The organism is Arthrobacter sp. C2 (assembly GCA_024207135.1).
GTDB lineage: Bacteria > Actinomycetota > Actinomycetes > Actinomycetales > Micrococcaceae > Paeniglutamicibacter.
Genome location: CP042428.1, coordinates 1,103,723 through 1,125,687, shown reverse-complemented (window position 1 = coordinate 1,125,687; position 21,965 = coordinate 1,103,723). Strand labels below are relative to the sequence as shown.

Annotated in this window: 17 protein-coding genes; 13 read left to right on the top strand and 4 right to left on the bottom strand. The window is 59.1% G+C overall.

Features of this window, described 5'->3' with window-relative positions:
* Window positions 1-125 precede the first annotated feature (125 nt).
* The 8 genes from FPY90_RS05245 to FPY90_RS05210 all read left to right on the top strand — a co-directional run bounded on the left by FPY90_RS05245 (window position 126) and on the right by FPY90_RS05210 (window position 7,836).
* A complete protein-coding gene (locus FPY90_RS05245; protein WP_498684246.1) occupies window positions 126-1,181 on the top strand; it encodes an LCP family protein in 1,056 nt (351 codons plus the stop codon).
* 110 nt (window positions 1,182-1,291) lie between these two features.
* Window positions 1,292-2,161 carry an ABC transporter permease gene (locus tag FPY90_RS05240; protein ID WP_498684243.1) on the top strand — a complete coding sequence of 290 codons (870 nt, stop codon included), beginning with the start codon at window positions 1,292-1,294 and terminating at the stop codon, window positions 2,159-2,161.
* The gene (locus FPY90_RS05235) at window positions 2,145-3,008 is read left to right on the top strand and encodes an ABC transporter ATP-binding protein (RefSeq protein ID WP_498684240.1); all 864 of its coding nucleotides are present in this window, start codon (window positions 2,145-2,147) and stop codon (window positions 3,006-3,008) included. The genes FPY90_RS05240 and FPY90_RS05235 overlap by 17 nt, the downstream gene beginning before the upstream one ends.
* The gene (locus FPY90_RS05230; RefSeq protein ID WP_498684239.1) at window positions 3,005-4,051 is read left to right on the top strand and encodes a glycosyltransferase family 2 protein; all 1,047 of its coding nucleotides are present in this window, start codon (window positions 3,005-3,007) and stop codon (window positions 4,049-4,051) included. The genes FPY90_RS05235 and FPY90_RS05230 overlap by 4 nt, the downstream gene beginning before the upstream one ends.
* On the top strand, window positions 4,048-4,872 hold the full coding sequence (locus tag FPY90_RS05225) for a CDP-alcohol phosphatidyltransferase family protein (RefSeq protein WP_498684238.1): 825 nt from the start codon (window positions 4,048-4,050) through the stop codon (window positions 4,870-4,872). Before FPY90_RS05230 ends, FPY90_RS05225 begins: the two co-directional genes overlap by 4 nt.
* Window positions 4,873-4,927: 55 nt before the next feature.
* Window positions 4,928-5,770, top strand: coding sequence for a glycosyltransferase family 2 protein (locus FPY90_RS05220; protein ID WP_498685517.1), 843 nt, complete (start codon window positions 4,928-4,930; stop codon window positions 5,768-5,770).
* 53 nt (window positions 5,771-5,823) lie between these two features.
* Window positions 5,824-6,285 (top strand): FAD synthase family protein, encoded by a 462-nt coding sequence (locus tag FPY90_RS05215; RefSeq protein WP_498684237.1) that lies wholly within the window; start codon window positions 5,824-5,826, stop codon window positions 6,283-6,285.
* 126 nt (window positions 6,286-6,411) lie between these two features.
* On the top strand, window positions 6,412-7,836 hold the full coding sequence (locus FPY90_RS05210; protein WP_498684236.1) for an SDR family NAD(P)-dependent oxidoreductase: 1,425 nt from the start codon (window positions 6,412-6,414) through the stop codon (window positions 7,834-7,836).
* A 76-nt stretch (window positions 7,837-7,912) separates the two neighbouring features.
* On the opposite strand, the gene FPY90_RS05205 is transcribed toward FPY90_RS05210, so the two are convergent.
* The 3 genes from FPY90_RS05205 to FPY90_RS05195 all read right to left on the bottom strand — a co-directional run bounded on the left by FPY90_RS05205 (window position 7,913) and on the right by FPY90_RS05195 (window position 14,755).
* Entirely contained in the window at window positions 7,913-9,451 is a 1,539-nt protein-coding gene (locus FPY90_RS05205; RefSeq protein ID WP_498684235.1) for a CDP-glycerol glycerophosphotransferase family protein, read from the bottom strand.
* On the bottom strand, window positions 9,448-12,939 hold the full coding sequence (locus FPY90_RS05200; RefSeq protein WP_498684233.1) for a CDP-glycerol glycerophosphotransferase family protein: 3,492 nt from the start codon (window positions 12,937-12,939) through the stop codon (window positions 9,448-9,450). Before FPY90_RS05200 ends, FPY90_RS05205 begins: the two co-directional genes overlap by 4 nt.
* 619 nt (window positions 12,940-13,558) lie before the next feature.
* Window positions 13,559-14,755 (bottom strand): CDP-glycerol glycerophosphotransferase family protein, encoded by a 1,197-nt coding sequence (locus FPY90_RS05195; protein WP_498684231.1) that lies wholly within the window; start codon window positions 14,753-14,755, stop codon window positions 13,559-13,561.
* Window positions 14,756-14,970: 215 nt separating this feature from the next.
* On the opposite strand from FPY90_RS05195, the gene FPY90_RS05190 reads away from it, so the two are divergent.
* Genes FPY90_RS05190 through mutM form a run of 4 tightly spaced genes read left to right on the top strand, consistent with a single transcriptional unit; the run spans window position 14,971 to window position 17,372 of the window.
* Window positions 14,971-15,534, top strand: a complete 564-nt coding sequence (locus FPY90_RS05190; RefSeq protein ID WP_083411287.1) for a YceD family protein — start codon at window positions 14,971-14,973, stop codon at window positions 15,532-15,534.
* 2 nt (window positions 15,535-15,536) lie between these two features.
* The gene (gene rpmF, locus FPY90_RS05185) at window positions 15,537-15,740 is read left to right on the top strand and encodes a 50S ribosomal protein L32 (protein WP_007273166.1); all 204 of its coding nucleotides are present in this window, start codon (window positions 15,537-15,539) and stop codon (window positions 15,738-15,740) included.
* A 9-nt stretch (window positions 15,741-15,749) separates the two neighbouring features.
* Window positions 15,750-16,451 (top strand): ribonuclease III, encoded by a 702-nt coding sequence (rnc, locus tag FPY90_RS05180; protein ID WP_498684229.1) that lies wholly within the window; start codon window positions 15,750-15,752, stop codon window positions 16,449-16,451.
* 3 nt (window positions 16,452-16,454) lie between these two features.
* Window positions 16,455-17,372, top strand: coding sequence for a bifunctional DNA-formamidopyrimidine glycosylase/DNA-(apurinic or apyrimidinic site) lyase (mutM, locus tag FPY90_RS05175; RefSeq protein ID WP_498684228.1), 918 nt, complete (start codon window positions 16,455-16,457; stop codon window positions 17,370-17,372).
* Window positions 17,373-17,398: 26 nt separating this feature from the next.
* Here the strand turns inward: mutM and FPY90_RS05170 are convergent, their stop codons facing one another.
* Window positions 17,399-18,217, bottom strand: coding sequence for a serine hydrolase domain-containing protein (locus tag FPY90_RS05170; RefSeq protein ID WP_498684226.1), 819 nt, complete (start codon window positions 18,215-18,217; stop codon window positions 17,399-17,401).
* A 136-nt stretch (window positions 18,218-18,353) separates the two neighbouring features.
* On the opposite strand from FPY90_RS05170, the gene smc reads away from it, so the two are divergent.
* Window positions 18,354-21,938 carry a chromosome segregation protein SMC gene (gene smc, locus FPY90_RS05165; RefSeq protein ID WP_498684224.1) on the top strand — a complete coding sequence of 1,195 codons (3,585 nt, stop codon included), beginning with the start codon at window positions 18,354-18,356 and terminating at the stop codon, window positions 21,936-21,938.
* Window positions 21,939-21,965: the final 27 nt, after the last annotated feature.

Here is a 21,965-nt window from a genome sequence, read left to right as displayed (position 1 = left end):
CAAGGCTAACTCAGCATCCTCACAGGGGTGTTGGTTAGCCTTGCTTTGGTTGTGCGAAAGTTGTCGACCGAAACATTGCCTCGAGTCGTCCAAGGCTTCTCGTTCCGGTTTTATGGAGACTTTGATTGACTGACAATAGAGAATTTAAGGGCGGTTACCTACCGCGGCGGCTGGCTCGTCGAAAAAAACGTACCGGCCTGGTCGTGCTTTTGAGCGCGATCGCCGTGGTGGTCGTGGCGGCGGTTGTGGCCAGCACGTATCTGGGTAGTCTTGCCCAAACATTCAACAACAAGACGCAGGTAATTGCAGAGGCCTTCCCCGACGAGGAATTGCGCCCGATCAAGAACCCCGATGATGGTTCCTTGAATTTCCTGTTGCTGGGCGTCGACCACGGCGCGGACGGCACTGAGACGTCGGACTTGCTTCAGGGCGGTGGAACGGATCAGCGGTCAGACTCGATGATGCTGATGCACATTCCGGAGGACCGCAAGGGCGTATACGTGATGTCAATCGTGCGGGATCTCTACACCGACATCCCCGGGTATGGGCGGCAAAAGATCAATGCATCAATGGCACTGGGTGGAGTCCCTCTTGTGGTTCAAACAATCGAAGGCATGCTAGATACCAAAATCGACCATGTAGCCATGATTGATTTCGACGGCTTCAAGGAACTCACAACCGCACTTGGCGGAGTCACCGTTCACAATGACATCGAGTTCTACTCGACAGACAACAAAAAGTACTTTTACCCTGTCGGTGATGTCGTGCTTAAGGGCAATCAGGCACTGAGGTTCGTCCGCGAACGAAAGCCCTTCGTCGACGGCGATTACCAACGCGTGAAAAACCAGCAGAAGTTCATCAAGGCCGTCATCAATGAGTTGCTCTCCAAGAACACGCTGACAAATCCGGCGACGATCTATGAGGTCATCGACAAGATCTCCCCGTATCTTTCGCTGGATGATGGTTTTGATGCAGCAACGGCCGCCGGACTGGGACTTCAGTTGAAGGACTTGCGAGCATCTGGAATCCAAATGTTCACGTTGCCAACAGCCGGAAGCAGTATGTCTCCTGGCGGGGAGTCGATCGAACTTCGTGATGAAAAAGCCATCGAGGAAATAGGCAAGGCGCTTCGAACCGACACCTTCAAGGCCTATTTGGACAGTGCAAATTTAGAGCATTGAGAAGTGATGCATAGATCACACATCGTGATAAGCGTCGATGCCAATCGGTCTTCAGCATGTGCATCTACTAGACTTCAAGAGGTTCGCCGGCCAAAGCCGACGGGAATACCGTGATCAACGAGGTAACGAAAACTATGACAGCTGCCGAATATGCGGCGCAGTACGGCCTGAACAGGGTTGGTGCTCGTCCGAGCCTGGTGAGCTATCTGAAGCAGGCGTGGGCCAGACGCGACTTTGCGTTTGAGCTGGCCAGAAGTCGACTCCATGCATCAAACCAGCGCAATCGATTGGGCATGCTCTGGGTTGTCATCAAGCCGACAATGAACGCGCTTATGTACGGGGCCATTTTTGGGCTCCTGCAAGCAAGCAAGCCGCACGACTTCCCGGTCTATGTTGTCATCGGCGTCTTCCTCTTTGAATTCTTCACCGGTTCTGTCAACTCAGGAGCGAAATCGATCACGGGCAATGCAGCCTTGGTTCAGTCTCTTTCCTTCCCCCGAATCACTTTGCCCATCGCATCGGTAATTCAACAGTTCCTGACGCTGGTGCCGATGCTAGGTGTCATGTTCATTTACTGCATGATCCTAGGAACAACTCCAAAGCTGAGCTGGCTAATGATCATTCCATTGCTGATCATCTTCACCATGTTCAATACAGGCATGGCCCTTGTCTGTGCCAGGCTCACCGTGCATGTTCGCGACTTCACCCAAATCCTCCCGTTGATCACCAGAATTCTCTTCTACACCTCAGGCGTACTGTTCGGAGTCGACCGCATCTTGAATGCATTCCCGGTCCTGGTGCGTATGTTTGACTTCCATCCGCTCTACCAAGCGTTGCAAATTGCCCGCGGTTCCATCATGAACGGTGTGGAATATCCGTCGTTCTACTGGATCGTTTTGTCAGTCTGGGCAGTCGTTGCCCTTGTTGGAGGCACCATCTATTTCTGGGCTGCCGAGGAGCGCTATGGTCGAGTTGACTAGTTTCGATGATCTGATCAATCCCCGGCTGCACGGCAGGTTCGAGCCTGAGCCCGTCTACGATGTGCCGGCCGATTCCCCATCTTCCAATCAATCGATGGAATTTGACGAGACACGTACCCCCGTCGTCATTGTCGATAACCTTCACGTCAAGTACCAGGTCTATTCGAGTGGCAAATCTGCGGGTGCAGCGGGGGCCAAACGCCTTCTGCAATCTTCAACTCGTGGCATCCGAGAAGTCCATGCCGTCAAGGGTGTCTCTTTCGTGGCCTACGAAAATGAATCCATTGGCGTGATTGGCTCGAACGGTTCAGGCAAATCAACGCTGATGCGTACCATTACGGGTCTCACCACGCCCGCAGAGGGATCGGTCTATGCTTCCTCGCGTCCAAATATGCTGGGCGTTGGCGCGGCATTGATTCCTGACCTCTCCGGTGACAAGAACATCATGCTTGGCGGCCTGGCGCTCGGTTACAATCGCCAGGAAATCAATGAGATGCGCGAAGACATCACCAAGTTCGCGGAACTCGAGGAATTCATTGACCTGCCCATGCGCACCTACAGCTCCGGCATGTCGGCCCGACTGAAGTTTGCCATCGCTGCCTCCAAGCAGCACGACATCCTCATCGTTGATGAGGCGTTGGCGGTTGGTGACGCCCGCTTCCGCAAGCGAAGCGAGGCCAAGATCCGAGAAATCCGGGAGAACGCAGGAACCATATTCTTGGTCTCCCATTCGATGAACTCCATCCTGGATACCTGCAACAGGGTGATCTGGATTGAGAAGGGCGTCTTGATGATGGACGGGGACTCCAAGACCGTTGTCGATGCCTACAAGGCGAAGAAGAAGTGACTGCTACAAAGATTTTGGGCGTTTCCTATGTAATGCCGGTTCTCAATGAAGCCGATTACCTGCGCGATGCCGTGGCCAGCATCCTTGACCAGGACTATGCCGGCGAGAAGGAGATTGTTCTCGCCCTAGGGCCCAGCGTTGATTCGACGGATGATGTCGCCGCAAACTTGGCTACAGAGGATGCAAGGGTCAAGCTTGTCCTGAATCCTCAGGGTCGCACACCTATTGGGTTGAACCTAGCTATCGCTGCTTCAAAATATCCGATCGTGGTGCGCGTGGATGCCCACAGCGAATTGGCACCCGGATACACTGCGCGCGGCATCGAAACCCTCTTCCGTGTTGACGCACACGATGTAGGTGGGCTCATGGATGCACGGGGCAAGAACCCTCTGCAACGGGCTGTTGCCGCCGCTTACCACTCCCCCTGGGGACTGGGCGGGGCCGCCTACCACAGCGGCGCTCCGGAAGGGCCCGCCGAGTCGGCCTACCTTGGCATCTTTCGACGCGAGGTCTTCGAGGAGGTCGGCTACTACGACGAGTCACTTCACCGCGCCCAGGACTGGGAGCTTTGCCTGCGCATCCGCCAGGCCGGATACAAGGTCTGGTTCGATCCCGAACTCGAGACCGGGTACTACCCTCGCGACAACTACAAGACCCTTGCTGCCCAGTCATACGCTTCCGGTGTGTGGCGGGGCGAACTGTCACGTCGTTACCCCGATGGAAAATCCATCCGTCACGATCTTCCGCCAGTCATGGTTCTCGGGACCACCCTGGGTGCCATTGCCTGGATCATTGACCCTTGGCTGACTGCCGAGGCGCCTACAGCTGTGCGGATCGCACTGAACCTGCTCAAGCTCGCGCCGGTGGGATATGCCGCGCTTGTGGTCTATGCAACCATGACCGGTAAGCGCACCACCCTGAAGGAAAGACTTTTGATGCTCGGTGTTTTCCCGTCCATCCATTTCCCATGGGCGGTTGGTTTCGTCAAGGGCCGTATCCTTGGCGCCCAAGGCACTTTGGACCGGGGCCGGGTGCGTTCATGAACAACGAGACCATCCGGCCCAGCAACCCGACGCTCGAGCAGCTGCGCGCGGTCTGCCAGCCTCCCGAAGTCCGTGCCCGGCGCAACGCCGAGCACTGGACCGCGGAACTCTACCTGCGCCACATCTCCATCTACTTGACCGCCATCCTCGTCCGTACACGCATCAGCGCCAACGGAGTCACCGGGATCATGATCCTGGCAGGATGGCTGATGTCGGCAGCGCTGCTGATCCCCGGCGTGTGGGGGCCGCTATTGGCGGTGGTCCTGTCGCAGGTGCAGCTCTATTTCGACTGCAGCGATGGCGAGGTGGCTCGATGGCGGGGTACACAGTCGCCGCGCGGCATCTTCATCGACATGGTGGGTCACCACACCACCGAGGCACTGATTCCCATTGCCTTGGGCTACCGGGTATTTCTTGAGCTGCAAACCCAAGGCGCCGATGCAGCACAGGCATGGCCGACGCTCTTTATCGCGGCGGTCCTTTCGGTGTTCCTGGTGTTGAACCGCTCGCAGAGCCTCATGGTCCATGCAGCACGAAGCATGGCCGGGCTGGGCAAGCTGCCTGACACTGCCGAGGCGCGTGCGGTGTCGCAGACCAGCCTGGTTGGTAAGCTTCGCTCTGCTTCGCGCTTCTTGCCTTTCCACAAGATGCTCCACGCAGTGGAACTTAGCCTTCTCATCCTCGTCCTGTCGATCGTCTCGGCCATCGTGGGCATTCCCGGCATCGCCGAAAAGTGGATGCTCTGGATACTTATGCCAGCAGTGATCCTTGTAAACTTCGGGCACTTTGTCGCGACCATGGCTTCATCGCGGTTGCGGTGATCCATTGAATCAGTCAGCAGAAAACTTGCCTTCCGTTGGCGTCGTTGTGCTCACCATGGGAAATCGTCCCGAAGAGTTGGACCGGGCACTCCAGAGCCTGCTTAGACAACGCGATGTTGCGCTCGACGTAGTTGTTGTGGGAAACGGGTGGGATCCAGTGGGATTGCCATCCAACGTGAAGGCGCATTTCCTTGAGGAAAACTTGGGAATCCCCGCCGGAAGAAATGCGGGAGTCCCGCTGGTTTCGGGGGAGTACCTGTGCTTCCTCGACGACGACTCTTGGTTTCTCGATCACGATTTCCTGCATGAGGCCATTTCCCGATTCAAGCGGCACTCAAAAATGGGATTGCTTCAACCAAGGATCACGGACCCCGGACGAGACGATGATCCCACTCGGTGGATTCCGCGATTGAACAAGCGAACTGCCGAGGTCTCCAGTCGCGTCTTCCATGTGGGTGAAACCTGCTTGATGATGCCACGCTATATTTTCGAGGAAACCGGGGGATGGGCAGGCGGATTCTGGTACGCCCACGAAGGAATCGAGCTTGCTTGGCGGGTCTGGGACACAGGCCACCACGTTTGGTACGCCGGAGACATGAGGATCGGCCATCCTGTCGTCGATCCACGCCGACACGAGGACTTTTACCGGCTCAATGCTCGAAACCGAGTCTGGTTAGCCAAACGTAATCTTCACTGGCCCTTCAGCTGGTTGTATGTTTCCAGTTGGGCGCTGCTTGAGACTGCACGGTTGCGCAAGGAACCCGGTGCTGTGCGCCAATACTTCGGTGGATGGCTCGCCGGATGGCGCGAGGACCCTTGGTATTCAACACCACGCCCTAAACTTAAATGGTCGACTCATCTAAGGATGCTGTTGGCCGGCCGACCACCTGTTATCTAAGACTTTCGCGCTTGGCGCTTCCTGGCACATCAATGCAGTTATTGGAGCTGAACATGACAAAGACCGTCCTGACCTATGGCACTTTCGATCTTTTCCACATTGGACACCTGAACATCCTCAAGCGCCTGAAGGAAAAAGGCGATCGGTTGATCGTCGGCGTATCCACGGATGAATTCAATGCGATCAAGGGCAAGAAACCGATTGTCCCCTTTGAACAGCGAATCGAGATCGTAAGGTCCATCCAATACGTTGACGAGGCAATCCCGGAAGACAACTGGGACCAAAAACGTCTGGATATTGCCAAGTACGACGTCGACGTTTTCGGTATCGGTGAGGACTGGAAGGGCAAATTTGACGACCTGGAAGACAAGGTCGAGGTCGTGTATCTTCCGCGGACATCCGGTATATCCACCACCGAACTCAAACGCGTTCTGAGCGCCTTCGATGAACGGCACGTTGCTAAGCTCAAGGACACCTTGGATAGCCTGAGCCAGATCGTGAAGGAACTCAGCTAGGAAGCCCATGGCTGGGCAAATGCCGCGCAGCCATCACAATTAGAAGCAATGCCGCTTCGGTGCCGACTGATAATCTTGGTTGGGCTGTATTCGGCTCATTGAACGTCGAGAGGTACCAACAAACCCATGCGCAATATTGGTGTGATCCTGGCAGGTGGAGTAGGCGAACGAGTCGGCCTCGATATTCCCAAGCAACTCATTAAGATTGCTGGTAGGCCCATCATCGAACATACACTGGCCATATTTCAGGAAAGTGATTGCATCGATGAAATCGTTGTGATGATGAAGCCCGGCTACCTGGATCGGGTACGTGAAATCGTGAAGTCCAACGGCTTCTCAAAAGTCACTCGCGTGCTGGAAGGCTCGGGCACCCGAAACGACACAACGCAGGCAGCATTGGCCGCTCTTGGCGACGAAGAGTGCAACGTTATTTTGCACGATGCTGTTCGACCACTTCTGTCCCAGCGTGTGTTGACAGACGTCGTGGCAGCCTTGGATGAGTATCAAGCCGTTGACGTTGCCATTCCTTCGGCCGATACCATTATCGAGGTCGTCCAGGGCACAGGATCTCTACCTGAAATCAGCAACGTTCCTCCGCGAGCCGCACTGCGCCGAGGTCAAACGCCCCAGGCCTTCAGGCTCACAACGTTGCGCAACGCCTACGTTGGAGCCAACGAGGACCCGAAATTCGCGGCCACCGATGACTGCAGCGTGGTGTTGAAGTATTCGCCAGCCGTGCCGATCGGCGTGGTCCAAGGCGAAGAACGCAACATGAAGGTCACCGAACCGATAGACATCTACATCGCTGACAAGCTTTTCCAGCTCTACAACGACGACGGCCGTCGCATCCTCGAGGATACGACGCTTACTGCGGCCTTAAGCGGCAAGGTCATGGTCGTGTTTGGTGGTTCCTACGGTATCGGTCACGATGTCGCCCAGATGGCTGAGATGCACGGTTGCATTGTGCGGAGTTTCTCGCGCTCGTCTACCAAGACCCATGTGGATCGCCGCGACGATGTGGTTAAGGCACGGGAATCGGTTCTGGCCGAACTTGGCCGTGTTGACTTCGTGGTGAATACCGCAGGGGTTTTGCCCCGCGGTCTTCTGTGCGAGGAAAGCGATGAGTCGATTTATCAAGCCACAGAGATCAACTATCTTGGCCCCGTCTTCATTGCGCAGACCTTCCACGATGCCCTGGCCGAGTCGCAGGGATCCCTTCTGCTGTTCACCTCCAGCTCATACACCCGTGGGCGTTCGGGCTACAGCCTTTACAGCTCGGCAAAGGCCGCCACCGTCAACCTCACCCAAGCGTTGGCGGACGAATGGGCGCATGAGGGAATCCGCGTCAACTGCGTGAATCCTGAACGCACGGCGACGCCCATGCGCACCAAGGCATTTGGCGCGGAGGATCCGGGCACTTTGCTTGAATCAGTGACCGTAGCGAGGGCTTCCCTTGAGACGCTGGTGGGCAGCCGTACGGGCCACGTGATTGACGTTCGGCGTGACGATCCATTGTCGCCGGCTTCATTCCTCGCCCACGAAGAAATCTAGGCATCTTCGACCAGACACGCGCCGAATAGACGGATGGCTGGCCCCCCGTGGGGGCCAGCCATCCGTCTATTCCCTGTCAAGCTCTGCTTCGACCGTCGGGTAGGGCCGGAGCTTCTTGTTGGTACGACTTTGAGGCCATGCGGGCCAAGATTGCCTCAATGGCGAAGTCAAAACTATTGGCTGTTGTGTCCGATACATAGTACTCGGCCAGTTCTTGCCGTTTTGCGGACATGGAATCGGACTCAAACATCTGCTGCCATCCCGGAGAATCGGGGGAGGAAGCCAGATAGGCGCTTGCCGAGGTCGGGAATAGGCGTCGGTACTCCGCCATGTCATCAGTTTCCGTGAGGATCGCCATCGGCTTGTGGGTCGGTAAGTAGTCGACGACGATGCTGGAAATATCCGTTGCCAAGGCATCAGACTCGTTGAAAAGCTCGTACAAGGATTTCATCGACGCCTGCCGTGAACCCACATGCTTCGAGCCGTTTCTCTGCAAGAGGGCGTCTATGACCGCAACATGCTTCGCATCTAATCCGCGGTCGAGGCTGAACGGATGCGGGCGAAAAATAATCCGCAAGCCCCTGGCCAGGCAGTCCTGGATGAACGGTTCGGCGCGATCCAGGGAACTAAGCGAAGAAGCCATGTTGTAGCCCGACCATGTGGGCGCGTAGAGCATCGTCTTGATGTGCCGCGCTTCAAGCTCGGGTATCAGCTCGGCCAACTGGGGCCGGCCCACCAACACGGCTTGGCCGCGATCGAGTGAGACGTTTGCAGCGGCGTACCTGTCGATGGCAGCCCAACCCGAGACAAATATCGAATCGTACATGCGATGCACCGGATGGGCGGATATTTCCTTGTCCGAATCACCGTGCCCCAGGTAAACATGATGGAGCGATCTGTAGTTGACCAGCGTCGAGTTGCTGCCAACGGAGTTCACGTAGAACACGATTTGCGCGCCGCTGTGCATTGCCATGTCGAGGTCGGCGTTTTCGCGGCAGGTCACGATCGGGGTACCGGCCGGCAGCGCCCCGGCAAGGGTATCTGCGGCGCTCGGATCCCGGGTGACGATCAGGACGTTTGGCAGCACGGCCTGAATGGTGGGAAGCCATTGCCGAATCTGGTACGTGCCGCCGTCGCTGCGACCGGTGTAGATGATGCCGTCGGGTGCCAGTTTGGCGATTGCTGCCTTGAGTTCGTTCTTCCGGGAAGATATACCCCGAAGGCCGAGCAGGATCCTTACACCGAGAACTAGCGTCAGCAGCGTGGAGGCAAACGCTGCTGCCAAATGCAGCAGGGATGAGTCCTCCCAAAAGAGGACCACCGCGCCCAAGAGGCTGAGGACGCCAATGCCAATGGTCAAGTATCGAGCCATCTGATGGAAATCGGGGACCTTGGACAGGCCCAGCCCGTGGGCCACCGGGATGCCGGGGAATGATGACAGGACACGCAGGCCAGGTACAGGTGCCAATGCCACGAACCACAGGCAGAATGCCAGAATTGTTTGTGGAATAGATTGATGCACGGTCCAGAACACGAAGCACTGGAGTGCGGCCAAAGGCAGTGTGTACAACAATCCCAAGAGGGTTGCGCCGAGGGCATGCTTCAGTGTTTTCATTGGACCAACACTCCTGGGCTGGACGCTATCCTCTGGCGGGCGGTATCCAGGAATGCGTCGGCGTAACCGTTCGATTCGAATGGGCCCAGGTAGTATTTCTTGACCGCCGCACGCACCGGGAACAACGGATCGTCGCCCAGCAGCTTGTCCAACACCTCGTTGTAGTTTTCCATCGAGCCCTCTAGGACGTAGCCGCTGGTGGTGGCAGGCATCGTTTCATGCAAACCGGCTTCGTCGGTGGTCACCGCGACCACCGCGAACGGCTTGGTGGAATACAAGAAATCCGAGACCATGGCGGAGACATCAGAAATCATGGCGTCGCAGGCGTTGAAGCACTCAACGAAGGACATCTCCTTTTCAGCGGCCGCCCCAAAGACATGCTGGCGACCTGACACCTCGGCATCCGCGCGCAGCAGGTCTATGACTTGGCGGATCATGCGTCGAGCATCGGGGAAGTTGTAATTGAACGGGTGGGCACGGAAGATGACCGTGCAACCGCGCTCCAGCAGACCGGCGACGATTTGTTCGCCCATGGGCAGTGAATAGACCGCCGAATCCGCGTACGGACCACGCCAGGTGGGGGCATAGAGGACTGTCTGAGGTGCGACACCAACGGTGCCCTGCGCAATGTCCTCGACCTGGGGACGACCCACCACGGAAAACTTTTCCAGCGGAATGTGTACGCCGTGGCGGGCATAGCGGTCAATGCCGGCCTGTCCTGCGGAGAAGATTTCATCGTAGATTGCGTGGACCGGGTTGAAGCATGCCGGTTTTTCCGAGTCGCCATGGTTAAGCCAAATATGGTGAAGTTCGCGCCGCTCGATCAGGTGGGTGTTCTTCACGGCATTGTTGACGTAGAAGGCAGTGGTCAGCCCCGGGACCAACACGGTCTCCACCGAGGCCAGGGTGCGCCGATAGATGACCGGCGCCGCAGTGACCTTGGCCGCGGCACGCATCATTTTCAGGTCGCGGGTCACCACGATATAGGGAACCCCGATGCGGTCCAGGTACGGAACCCACATCCCAAGCTGGTAGGAAACCCCGATATTGGATCCGAAGTAGACAACGAAGCGGGGTGCGACTTCGGCCAGCAGCTCGGGCAGCTGAGCCTCGAGCACCTGGTTGATGTAGCGGCGGCGCAATCCGGCGATCAGAACAAAGGCGGTGACGCCGAAGGAGAGAATGCCGAAGACAAGGTAAAGGTAGCCAAGATCGGGAGCGAGGTACGTTGCAACGATCATGGCCAAGAGCATAAGGCTGCCACCCATCGCGGCCCAGCCGCGTGCGAAGGGCAACGGCTTTGCCTTTTCGGTGCCCGGGAGGTTGCGAGATTGCAGGCCGTCGGCCCGCCACACCGCCACGGCTTGGCCTTCCAATGCGACACCGAGGAACACCAGGGCCGCGCCGATGGCCGAAGCCACGCTGTGACCGTATCCCAGCAACCCGATGGACAATGTGGCGGCAACCGTTGCCCGGGCCGGTGCGAAGGCGCCCAAAGCCTGGTTCATCCGGGTTTGGCTTCGGAAGCCACGCCTGTTGACGTACACGCAGAACGCGATCGCCAAGGTAGCCGGGATAATGAACCACGGGCTGGAAATATCGGTGACGGCTGCCGCGGTCAGGGCCAGGGCAGCCAGGATGTTCGGCAGGACCTGCTTGGCGACGCGCATCAGTGCGTTCTTGAGCCGGCGTTGCTTGGCCCTCGCCCTGCGGCCGGCCGCTTCGGTTTCGATGTCGGTGACAGCGATTTCATCGTCGGTTTCCGGAGCCTCGTCGGGCAGGCTGTCGGAATCTTCCGCTCCGGAGGCCGCCTCGTCCTCGTCCTCGGCGAATTCCGCCGGTTCGTCACCTGAAGCTGCGCCGAGTTCGATGGTGCGCGAGGCGGCTTGGATGAACCCCTGGGCGTATTCCTCCTGCGGGAAGTCACCCAGGTAATCGGTGCGCAGTTCCAGGCGTTGGTTGTACATGGGGTCGCTGCCGAGCATCGAGATGATCGCTTCGTCCATGCCCTCCAGCGAAGAATCAAAGACGTAGGCCGCACGGGCAATCGGGAACTCCGAGGCAAATTCAGCAATCGGCACGTTGACCGCGACCATGGCAAACGGCTTGGCCGAGTAGAGGTAATCCGAAACGACGCTAGAGACGTCCGAAACCATGGCATCGGAGGCATTCATGCAGCCGATGATGTCGAGATCGGATTCGGCTTCCGCACCCCAAAGGTGCTTGCGGCCAGTGCTTGCCGCATCTGCGGCCAGCATCTCCTGGACACGGGCGATGATCGCCGCGTCCTCCTCGAAGTGGTAGCTGAAGGGGTGGGGACGGAAGATCACTGTGCTGCCGGTGCGAAGCAGCGACTCGACGATTCCGGTAGCAACCGGGATGGAGTGGAGGAATGTCTCGTCCACGTGTCCGCGCCAGGTCGGGGCGTAGAGGACCGTGGCGTACTCTGGCACGCCCCGTGGCGCCACCTTGACGAACTCGAGCTGCGGGCGTCCAACGATCTCGAATTTTCCGGCATCGACGACCACGCCGTGATCGCCGTAGCGCCTGGTGGCGGCCGGTCCTGCCGCGTAGATCTTGTCGTACATGGCATGGGTCGGATTGTACGAGGGGGCCTTGTCCGAATCCCCGTGCCCCAGATAGACATGGGTCAGCTGGTTGTAGCGCACCATCGCGCCGTTGCCGGAGGATGCGTTGACATAGAACACTGTGGTCAGGGACGGGACGATCAAGTCATCCAGTCCGGCCAGGCGCTTGCGCATGATCACCGGTGCATCTGTGATCTGCGCCAGGGCCAGACTGGGGGTCTCTGCGCGGGTGATGACAATGAATTTCTTGCCGGTGCGCTGCAGGTACGGCAACCACATGGCGACCTGGTAGGAGGCGTCGTCGGGCCGGGCTGTGTAGATGGCGAATTCGGGTGCGTAGTCAGCGACCAAGTCGTTGATGGACTTCTCGGTCCGGTTGTTCGCCCTGCGACGGCGAATCACACTGACGGCACGGATCCCGGCGAGACAGACGACCAGCATGCCGCCGAGCATCCACCACAGTGCTGACAGCGAGGTGGTGGCAACGACCACACCAAGGCCCAGGAAGAGCAGTTGGCCGAAGATGATGGACTTGTTCATCCGCAGCACCCTGGTTGCCGGCTCGGTTCCCGGGAGGTTGAGGACGGCGTGGCCGCCTCCAAGGCCGATGCGGCGCAGCAGTTGCTCCCCGGCGATGGACACCAGTCCAACGACGATGGCCAGGGCGGCAAACACGATTTCCGTGACGGACTCCGCACGCGAGGCGGTCAAGGCACCGACGAGCGTCAGGAAACCCACACGCACCGGGGTGAACTTGGCCAACGCCGGTATCGGCGAGAACTTCGGGATCAACAAGATCAGGGCGCAGACGGCCAGCCAGGAAGAAAACAACAGCCAGTTCCATGAATGGTCCGCGGAGTCCCTGAGCAGGGTGAAGGAGGTCGTGGCAAGCAATGCCACGACCAGGCTGATTGCCAAAATGGACCTCAACCGAAATACGGTCTGCTTACGCGCCAGGGAAGTGTTCACCGATGGGCTAGACAATGTGGGTGGTTCCTAAACTGCTTGTTCCTTCCCTGGAGCAATTGCTGCGAACCAGGGTTGTGGTGTTAATAAGCGTCTCATGCCCGGACAGGCGAACAGCTGAATGGCGGGCATCGCTGTTGGTGCACGACACAACATGCGCATACTCGCGCTGCTATTGAAATCTCGATCAATGAAGCGTCAAGGGAATCGAATCTGCTTCCAAGTAGCGGCCCTTCGCTGCACACACGCAAGCGAACGGCAGGAGCTTGACCGGCGAATCGCTGGTGCGCAACGAGTGGGACTCGGGCTCCCCTGAGTGCGACCAATGTTCGGGAAGGATCTTCAACTTAGACCTATTTGCCGGCCTCCGTGGCTGCGTATCATTCAAGGACTACAACCGTAAATTATCGAAAAATTTTAGGATGCTCGAATAGCAGTCGCCGTCAGGCAGCTGTGCATGGGTCGTTCGTTTGGCCATGCTTACAGCATATCGGGCATTCTACGACCGACCCGATGTGGCAGGCCGAAGGGAATTGAGCATTACTCTCAACGGCTAACAAAGAAGCTGAAGCGAAGCGGAGATGAAACGTTCGGTGCCGGTGCCCAGATCTTCGGAGCCAAAGACACGGCTCCGGAAATTTCGCTGGGTTTCCGTCAGCTCGCTTGAGGCCAGCCGCAGCATTTGCTCGAGGGGTTGTTCGGGCAGTGCACGCCAGTGGCTCGTTGATTGCAGCATTTCCGAATCTCGGGTTAACGAATCCGGGATTGCGGCAGGTACCAGGATCAATGTGCGCTTGCTAAGCCCGATGGCGTCCATGGCCATGGCGGACACATCGGTGACTACGAGGTCCGCCTGATTGATGGAATCGACGGGATTGATGTTCTCATCGAGCAGGGGGGATTGAAGCGAGTGAGGGTGGGAACGCAGCTTGATTGCGTCACGGAGCTTCCTGTGCGCCGATCGATGTTCCTGTGACAACGAGCCGAGCTTGGGGTGCGGGCGATAAACAAGCCGAAAACGGGGATCCTCTAGAACCAGGCTTGCCAGGTTTGCTCCCAACTGGGCCAGGGAGCCGTACGCCATGGTGGGGCTGTCGCCTTCCCACGTCGGTGCGTACAGAATCGATATGGGCTTCCCCTCGGCTGGTGCAGCGGGAACCTTGGCCGCCGCGGTGTCAAGCTGCGGGCGGCCAATGTGAACGAGCTTCGTTGCATCGAATCGTGGGATCGTGGAGACGAGCCGGTCTTCGGAAGCCTGGCCGGCAATGAAGCAGTAGTCGTAGGCCTTGAGCTGATTGGAAGTCATCGACGACTTCTCGCTTTCACCATGGCTCAAGTGGACGTGTATTGGGCCGTTGAGCCGCAAAGTTGTGAAATTGGCTTGGTTGTTGTTGACGTAGAAGATCACATCCACCATTTGATTTGCCACGAATCCCTCCAACGCCGCGGATGATGTGGCCAACACTATTGGCATGTCCGTAAGTTTCCGTAGCTGAAGTGCTGTCAGTGAGTTGGCTACGAGCAGGGCAACTGGGCCAGCTGCCCGGGAAAGCTCCGACAGCGGCTGAATCCACTGCTCGAGTTGGTACAAGCCCTGGGGGGCATCCGAGAAATACGCCACGAAGGGGATCTTGGCAGGCATAGGTGCTTGCAATGCCAATGATTTGCGCACCGTGGGTTCGGCCGCTGCCGAGCGAATCCGGGATACCACTGGCAGGAGGGCCGACTTGAGAGTGCTGACTTGACGCATTCAAGTAGCATAGACGTTTGGCCTTTGAGGTTTTGGAGCCGCGTGGTGCGCGAGTGTGGGTTGTGTTACAAAGTGCCGCGGGCATGGCTGGTTCGTTTGGGATCTCATGTTCGATCAGGCTAAGATGTAATGTCGGTCTATGTTCTACAGGAGTCATCATTAGCGAAAAGCGTTCAGATCGTTCGTCGTCACACGGCATCGATCGCAGTTCGCCCTTGGTTTTTCTAACCAAGGATCTCGGGCGCAGCCCGGGAAACATGACGACCCTTGATGAGGTGGTCGCCGCACCGGCTGAAATCGGTGTTGCACTCATCGGAGTCCGTGAAGGGTCAGAGATTGACCTTGATCTGAGATTCGAAGCCGTGCACGAGGGTATTCTGGTTTCCGGAATCGCCACCGTCGAAATCGACGGTGAATGCGGCCGGTGCTTGGAAGCCATCGCGTATGACTTCGATGCCGACATTCAAGAACTTTTCTACTACGAGGGCTTACACGAGTTCACCGAAGAAGAAGAGCTTGACCAGTACCAGGTTGTAGATGATCGCATCGATCTCGAACCTGTGCTCCGGAATGCAGTGGTGACCGCGCTGCCGTTCCAACCGGTATGCCGGGAAGACTGTGCAGGGCTTTGCTCCGAATGTGGAAAAAGCCTGAATGAGGATCCTGAGCATCACCATGAGGTCTTGGATCCTCGTTGGGCAGCGCTTGCCGGGCTGACCGACATCGTCGCAGAGGACGCGACACAGAGTACACATTCAGTCGAGAGAGAAGAGAAGTAGCCGTGGCTGTCCCGAAGAGGAAGATGTCCCGCTCAAACACTCGCGCCCGTCGCGCCCAGTGGAAGGCAACCGCGCCTACCCTGGTGAAGACCATGGAAAATGGTCGCGTCACCTACAGCCTGCCGCACCAGGCAAAGGTTGTCACGGATTCCGCAGGCACCGAGCTGTTCCTTGAATACAAGGGTCGCAAGGTCGCAGACGCGTAAGTCTGTCTGATGCCTTCAACAGAAGAGCTTTTGAAGCGTCTCGGGGTCAATATTGACCCCGAGACGCTTCGTCTTGCCCTCACACACCGTTCTTACGCCTACGAGCATGGTGGCATCCCCACCAACGAACGCCTCGAGTTCCTGGGGGATTCGGTCCTCGGCTATGCCGTCACCGACCATCTCTACAAGAACTACCCGGACCTGCCCGAAGGCGATCTGGCCAAGCGTCGCTCCGCAGTGGTCAGTACCCGTGCCCTGGCGGGTATAGCCCGTTCCCTGGGCGTGGGGGAGTTCATCCTTCTGGGCCAAGGCGAGATTCTTACCAATGGCAAGGACAAGTCGTCCATACTTGCCGACACCATGGAATCACTCATCGGCGCCACGTTCCTGAACCACGGCATTGAAGTTGCCCGACAAATGGTCATGCGCCTGATCCTGCCGCTGCTGCACGACGTGGACGTCTTGGGCGCCGGCACCGACTGGAAGACGGCCATCCAAGAGATTGCCGCAGCCAAAAAGTTGGGCAATATCGAGTACCGGGTCACGGGTTCCGGCCCTGACCACCAACGCACGTACCAAGCAGTGCTGCACATCGGCGGAACTGCCTACGGCGCCGGAACCGGACCTTCAAAGAAGGAAGCCGAACAGGAATCCGCAGCAGTGTCGTGGAAGATGGTTCGCCCACATGACGATTCCACCGAAGCCAAATAGGCAATGCCAGAGCTGCCTGAAGTAGAGGTGGTGCGGCGCGGCCTGGATGACTGGGTCGTTGGCCGCACCATCGAATCGGTCCAGGTCGTCGATCCACGCTCCGTTCGACGACACGTGGACGGTCCATCCAACTTCGCCGCGACCCTCACCCACGCACGCATCGCAGCTGCCGTGCGCCGTGGAAAGTTCCTCTGGATGCCGTTGGAGGGCTTGTCCATCCCCAGTGCCTTGGTGGCGCATCTGGGCATGAGCGGACAGCTTCTGGTGGAGGAACCCGCCGCGCCGGATGAAAAGCATCTCAAGGTGCGCCTCGAACTCTCTGGAGAGTCCAACAAGCCCGGCCAGTTGCGCTTCATTGACCAAAGGATCTTTGGTGGCATGTTTCTCTCGCCCATGGTGCAAACCGGTGACCAATTCCCCGGTGGAGTGGGGTCCGAGGATCCTTTTATCCCGGAGGCTGCCGCACACATCGCTCGGGATGTGCTGGACCCGGCGTCCAATCCAGAGACGCTCCATCAAGCCCTGCGCAAGAAAAACACACAGCTCAAGCGGGCCATACTCGACCAACAGGTGATCTCCGGTGTCGGCAACATCTACGCCGACGAGGCGCTGTGGGCCGCCAAGCTCCATGGGCTGCGCTCCACGGCAACGATCCGCCGCCCGGACGTTGCCAGGCTTCATGCCGCGCTTGTCGACGTCATGGGCAGGGCCCTGGACGCGGGCGGCACCAGCTTCGACGCGCTCTACGTCAATGTCAACGGAGCTTCCGGATATTTTGACAGGTCTTTGAATGCCTATGGTCGCGAAGGTAAGGAGTGCTTGCGCTGTGCCGAGCAGGACCTTGTGTCGCTGATTCGTCGCGACCCGTTCATGGGGCGATCTTCCTACAGCTGCCCTCGGTGCCAGCGCAAACCCCGCTAGACTGACCGCCCAGCGGGGCTGAATCTCTACCGACCCCTGATCTCGGAGACAACCGCGTCGTTGAACGGTGTCCACGCCTCGACGGCCCACGGACCGAAGGGCTTGTCCGACAACGTCACGCAGGCGGCGTCCAACGCTGGATCCACCCACAGGAACGTGCCGGCCTGGCCAAAGTGTCCGTAGGTCGCAGGTGAATTGAGCAGACCGGTCCAGTGCGGGGACTTCGCGGAACGTATCTCGAAACCCAGCCCCCAGGTATTGTCCTTTTGGCGCCCGTAACCCGGCAGGATCCCGGAAAGGCCTGGGAACACCACGTGTGTGGCTTGGGAATGGGTTTGCACGTCCAAGAGTGTGGGACTGTGCAATTCGGTTGCGAATTGCACCAGGTCGCCCAGTGTGGAGATGCCATCCGCGGCTGCGCTGCCGTCCAGGGAGGTTGAATCCATGCCCAGGGGCTGCAGGACCGCCTCACCCAGATAGTCGGCGAAGCTCATTTCCGTGGCCTGTTCCAGGGTCTCTGCAAGCACCTCGAAGCCGACATTCGAATACAGCCGTCGAGCGCCGGGGGCAAAGCGCACCTCGCGTTCGGCAAAGTCGTAGCCGGAGGTGTGTGCCAAGAGATGCTTGACCGTGGACCCCTCGGGGCCGGCCGGGGTGTCAAGCTCGAAGGCACCCTCTTCCAAGGCCACCAGAAACGCATAGGAACTGAGCAACTTGGTCACCGAGGCCAGCGCATAGCGATGATCCGCATCGCCATGCGATCCCAAGATCGTTCCGTCCGCGGCAACAACGGCGGAGGCCGCGTGTGTCGAAGGCCATGAATCAATGGCCAAAAGACTCTTCAAGGGGTCAGCTCCTAACATTCGTGATGAAAATACCTGCATGCCGGGCTTGACCTACGCCATCGAGTCGGAGCGACTCGATAGGATGGAAGGCAGCCCACCGACCACTTTAGCCACCAAATACCCAGGACGCCCCCACGTGCATTTGAAAACACTCACCGTTCGCGGATTCAAGTCGTTCGCCTCGGCGACGACCTTTGAATTCGAACCGGGTGTCACCGCAGTGGTGGGACCCAACGGTTCGGGCAAATCAAACGTTGTGGACGCATTGGCCTGGGTCATGGGGGAGCAGGGCGCCAAGACGCTGCGCGGCGGCAAGATGGAAGACGTCATTTTCGCCGGGACCTCCGGCCGGGCGCCGTTGGGGCGCGCACACGTTTCGCTGACCATCGACAACAGCGACGGCGCGCTGCCGATTGAGTACGCGGAAGTTACGATCTCCCGGACGCTGTTCCGGGCAGGCGGCTCCGAGTACGCCATCAACGGCAATTCCTGCCGCCTGCTGGACATCCAGGAGCTCCTGTCCGATTCCGGCTTGGGCCGCGAAATGCACGTGATTGTCGGCCAGGGGCAGCTGGACCGGATCCTGCATGCCACACCCGAGGACCGTCGCGGTTTCATCGAGGAAGCGGCCGGCGTGCTCAAGCACCGGCGGCGCAAGGAAAAAACCGTACGCAAACTCGACGCCATGCAGGGGAACCTGAACCGGCTCGAGGACCTCACCGGTGAAATCCGCCGCCAGCTCACCCCCTTGGGAAAACAAGCCAAGATTGCCCGCCGCGCACAGGCCGTCCAATTCGAGGTTCGCGATGCGAAATCACGGCTCCTGGCCGATGACCTGGTAGCCCTGCGGATGGCCCTGGAAAAAGACATCGCTGATGAGGCCAGCCAGCGAGCTGCCCAGCAGGTGGTCCAGGGACGGCTCGAGGAATCCAGGGCAGAACTGGCCAGCCTGGAGGTGGCCGCCGCACATGCCACCCCGGCACTGAACAAGGCCCGGGACCTCTGGTTCGGGCTGACGTCCACCCGAGAGCGCTTCAGGTCCCTGGGCGCGCTGTCGGCCGAACGCTCCCGCCTGCTGGGTACCGACGGCCCCGAATTCGACCCAAGCCGCGATCCCGACAGGTTGGAGTCGCAGGCCGAACGCCTCGGCGACGAACTCGAGGAATTGGAAGAAAACCTGGAGATGCGCCAGGAACTTCTGGAAGAAGCACTCGAAGCCAAGACGGAAGCCGAGGAAGCCGCCCACGCGGAGCAACAACGGCTCACCAACGAATTGCGCACGGCCGCCGACCGCCGCGAAGGATTGGCGCGGCTGGCCGGACAGATCGGTGCATCCCGCAGCAAGGCCGAAGCCACCGAGGGTGAGCTGGGCCGCCTCAGGCAGTCCCTGGCGGGCTGGGCCGAGCGCCGGGAGGGAACGGCGAACGAGTTTGCCGCCCTCGAACAACAGGCCGCCTCCGTCCAAAGCGGTGAGGAGGACCTCGATACGGCCTATGAGAATGCAGCCGACCGCCACGAGGCCCTGGTGGCCAAGATGGATGCCCAGCGGGCGGCCGAGCAGGAACTCACCACGACGCTGGGTGCCTTGCGAGGAAGGCTTGAGGCGCTGCGCATGGGGGCAGTCCGCAAGGACGCCTCCGAAGAAATCCTTGCCGGTGGGCACAAAGGTTTGATGGGCCGTCTATCTCAATACCTCGAGGTCGAAAACGGCTATGAAGTCGCCGTTGCCGCAGCCTTGGGCCCGGTTGCCGAAGCCATCGCCGTGGAGGAACTTGACCACGCCTTGGCAATCCTTGGGGACCTGCGGGAAACCGACGGCGGCCGGGTGCACTTGGTCAACGGCAACCTTGATGCAGCAACACGGCCCAACGCCGCAGCTCCCCTTGGAACGCACGTGCTTGAGGTCATCGGAACCCCCGGGACGCTGGCAGGTACGCTGGCTCACGTGCTGCACTCCACAGTGGTCGTGGCCGACCTGCCCGAAGCCCGGCAGCTGCTGGAGCACGACCCACACTTGACGGCCGTGACACTGGCCGGAGACATCCTTACCTCGGGCACGGCCAGCGGCGGAACGACAGCCGCGCCCTCATTGATTGAACAGAATGCCGCCATCATTGAAACCGAGGCCGAACTGGCCGTGATTGACGAGAAGCTTTCAGCCATGCGCCTCGAAGCCGCGGAGCTCACCACCCAGCTCATGGCAGCGGAGGAAGCCGCGGATGCGGCGCTGAGCCGGCTGCACGATTCCGATGCCAGGATCTCCGCCGTGGCGCAGCGCATGGAACATCTTGGTTCCTTGCTGCGCCAGGGCCACGGCGAGCGTGAACGCCTCGAACAACAGATCGCCGTGGCGCAGGAAAAGCTCGAAGTGGAGGAGGAAAAACTCGCCGAACTTGTCGAACGCCTGGACATGGCCCAGGAAGCACCCGAGGACCACGAACCCGAAACGGACCAACGCGACGTACTTGCTGCGGCCGCCTCCGCAGCCCGGCAGAAGGAACTCGACGCCCGGCTGGCCCTGCGCAGTGCGGAGGAACGCGCCAACGCACTCCGTGGCCGCGTCGAGTCGCTGAAGCGGGCGGCCGAGACCGAACGCCGGGCACGTGCCGAGGCACAGCGCCGCGCCGAGATTCGCCGAAGCCAGGCATCAGCTGCCCGAGAAGTCTCGGCCAAGGTCGAGCGAGTCATTTCTTTCATGGACGTGTCGATCGATCTTGCCGACAGGGAACGCGAGCAGCTCCAGCAGCGGCGCGAAGAACTGGAATCAGAGTTGTCGGTGGTCCGCGAGCGGGTGGACAAGCTGGGCCACGAATTGGCCGAACTGACCAACTCGGTGCACCGTGATGAAATGGCACGCGCCGAACAGCGCCTGCGCATTGAAACGCTCGAGAACCGGTCCATTGAGGAACTCGGGCTCACGAGTGAACACCTCGTTGAAAACTTTGGGCCACATTTGCCGGTGCCCCAGCCACCCCCCGAAGACGACAAATGGGCAGCCCTTCGCCAGGAAGTCGACGACGAGGGCAACTCGATTCCTGAAGGAATTGCCTTTGACCGTGTCGAGCAGGAAAAACGGTTGAAGAAAGCCGAAAGGGACCTCGCGGCCCTGGGTCGGGTCAATCCGTTGGCCTTGGAAGAGTTTGCTGCGCTCGAGGAACGGCACACGTTCCTGACCTCGCAGTTGGAGGACTTGAAGAACAGTCGCAAGGACCTGTTGGACATCATCAAGGACGTTGACGAGCGGGTCGAGCGGGTCTTCACCGAGGCCTACAACGACACCGCGGCACAATTCGAGCGGGTCTTCGGCCGTCTCTTTCCAGGGGGAGATGGACGCCTCGTCCTTACCGACCCGGACAACATGCTCACCACCGGCATCGAGGTTGAAGCACGCCCCGCAGGCAAGAAGATCAAACGCCTCTCCCTGCTTTCGGGTGGGGAGAGGTCCCTGACGGCGGTTGCCTTGCTGGTAGCCATCTTCAAGGCCCGGCCATCACCCTTCTACGTTATGGACGAGGTGGAAGCGGCACTGGACGACACCAACCTGGGTCGGCTGATCACGATCTTTGAGGAGTTGCGCGAGTCAAGCCAGCTCATTGTGATCACCCACCAGAAGCGCACCATGGAAGTCGCGGATGCGCTGTACGGGGTGACCATGCGTGGAGATGGAGTTTCCATGGTGATCAGCCAACGCGTAGAGCGCGAGGAGGCCCAAAGCGCATAGCTTTGCCAATTTCTTTGCCGGGAGATC

Coding starts and splice junctions, on each gene's coding strand:
- FPY90_RS05215 (WP_498684237.1), top strand. CDS start 5,824: ATGACAAAGACCGTCCTGACCTATGGCACTTTCGATCTTTTCCACATT.
- FPY90_RS05210 (WP_498684236.1), top strand. CDS start 6,412: ATGCGCAATATTGGTGTGATCCTGGCAGGTGGAGTAGGCGAACGAGTC.
- FPY90_RS05205 (WP_498684235.1), bottom strand. CDS start 9,451: ATGAAAACACTGAAGCATGCCCTCGGCGCAACCCTCTTGGGATTGTTG.
- FPY90_RS05220 (WP_498685517.1), top strand. CDS start 4,928: ATGGGAAATCGTCCCGAAGAGTTGGACCGGGCACTCCAGAGCCTGCTT.
- mutM (WP_498684228.1), top strand. CDS start 16,455: ATGCCAGAGCTGCCTGAAGTAGAGGTGGTGCGGCGCGGCCTGGATGAC.
- FPY90_RS05225 (WP_498684238.1), top strand. CDS start 4,048: ATGAACAACGAGACCATCCGGCCCAGCAACCCGACGCTCGAGCAGCTG.
- FPY90_RS05235 (WP_498684240.1), top strand. CDS start 2,145: ATGGTCGAGTTGACTAGTTTCGATGATCTGATCAATCCCCGGCTGCAC.
- rnc (WP_498684229.1), top strand. CDS start 15,750: ATGCCTTCAACAGAAGAGCTTTTGAAGCGTCTCGGGGTCAATATTGAC.
- FPY90_RS05195 (WP_498684231.1), bottom strand. CDS start 14,755: ATGCGTCAAGTCAGCACTCTCAAGTCGGCCCTCCTGCCAGTGGTATCC.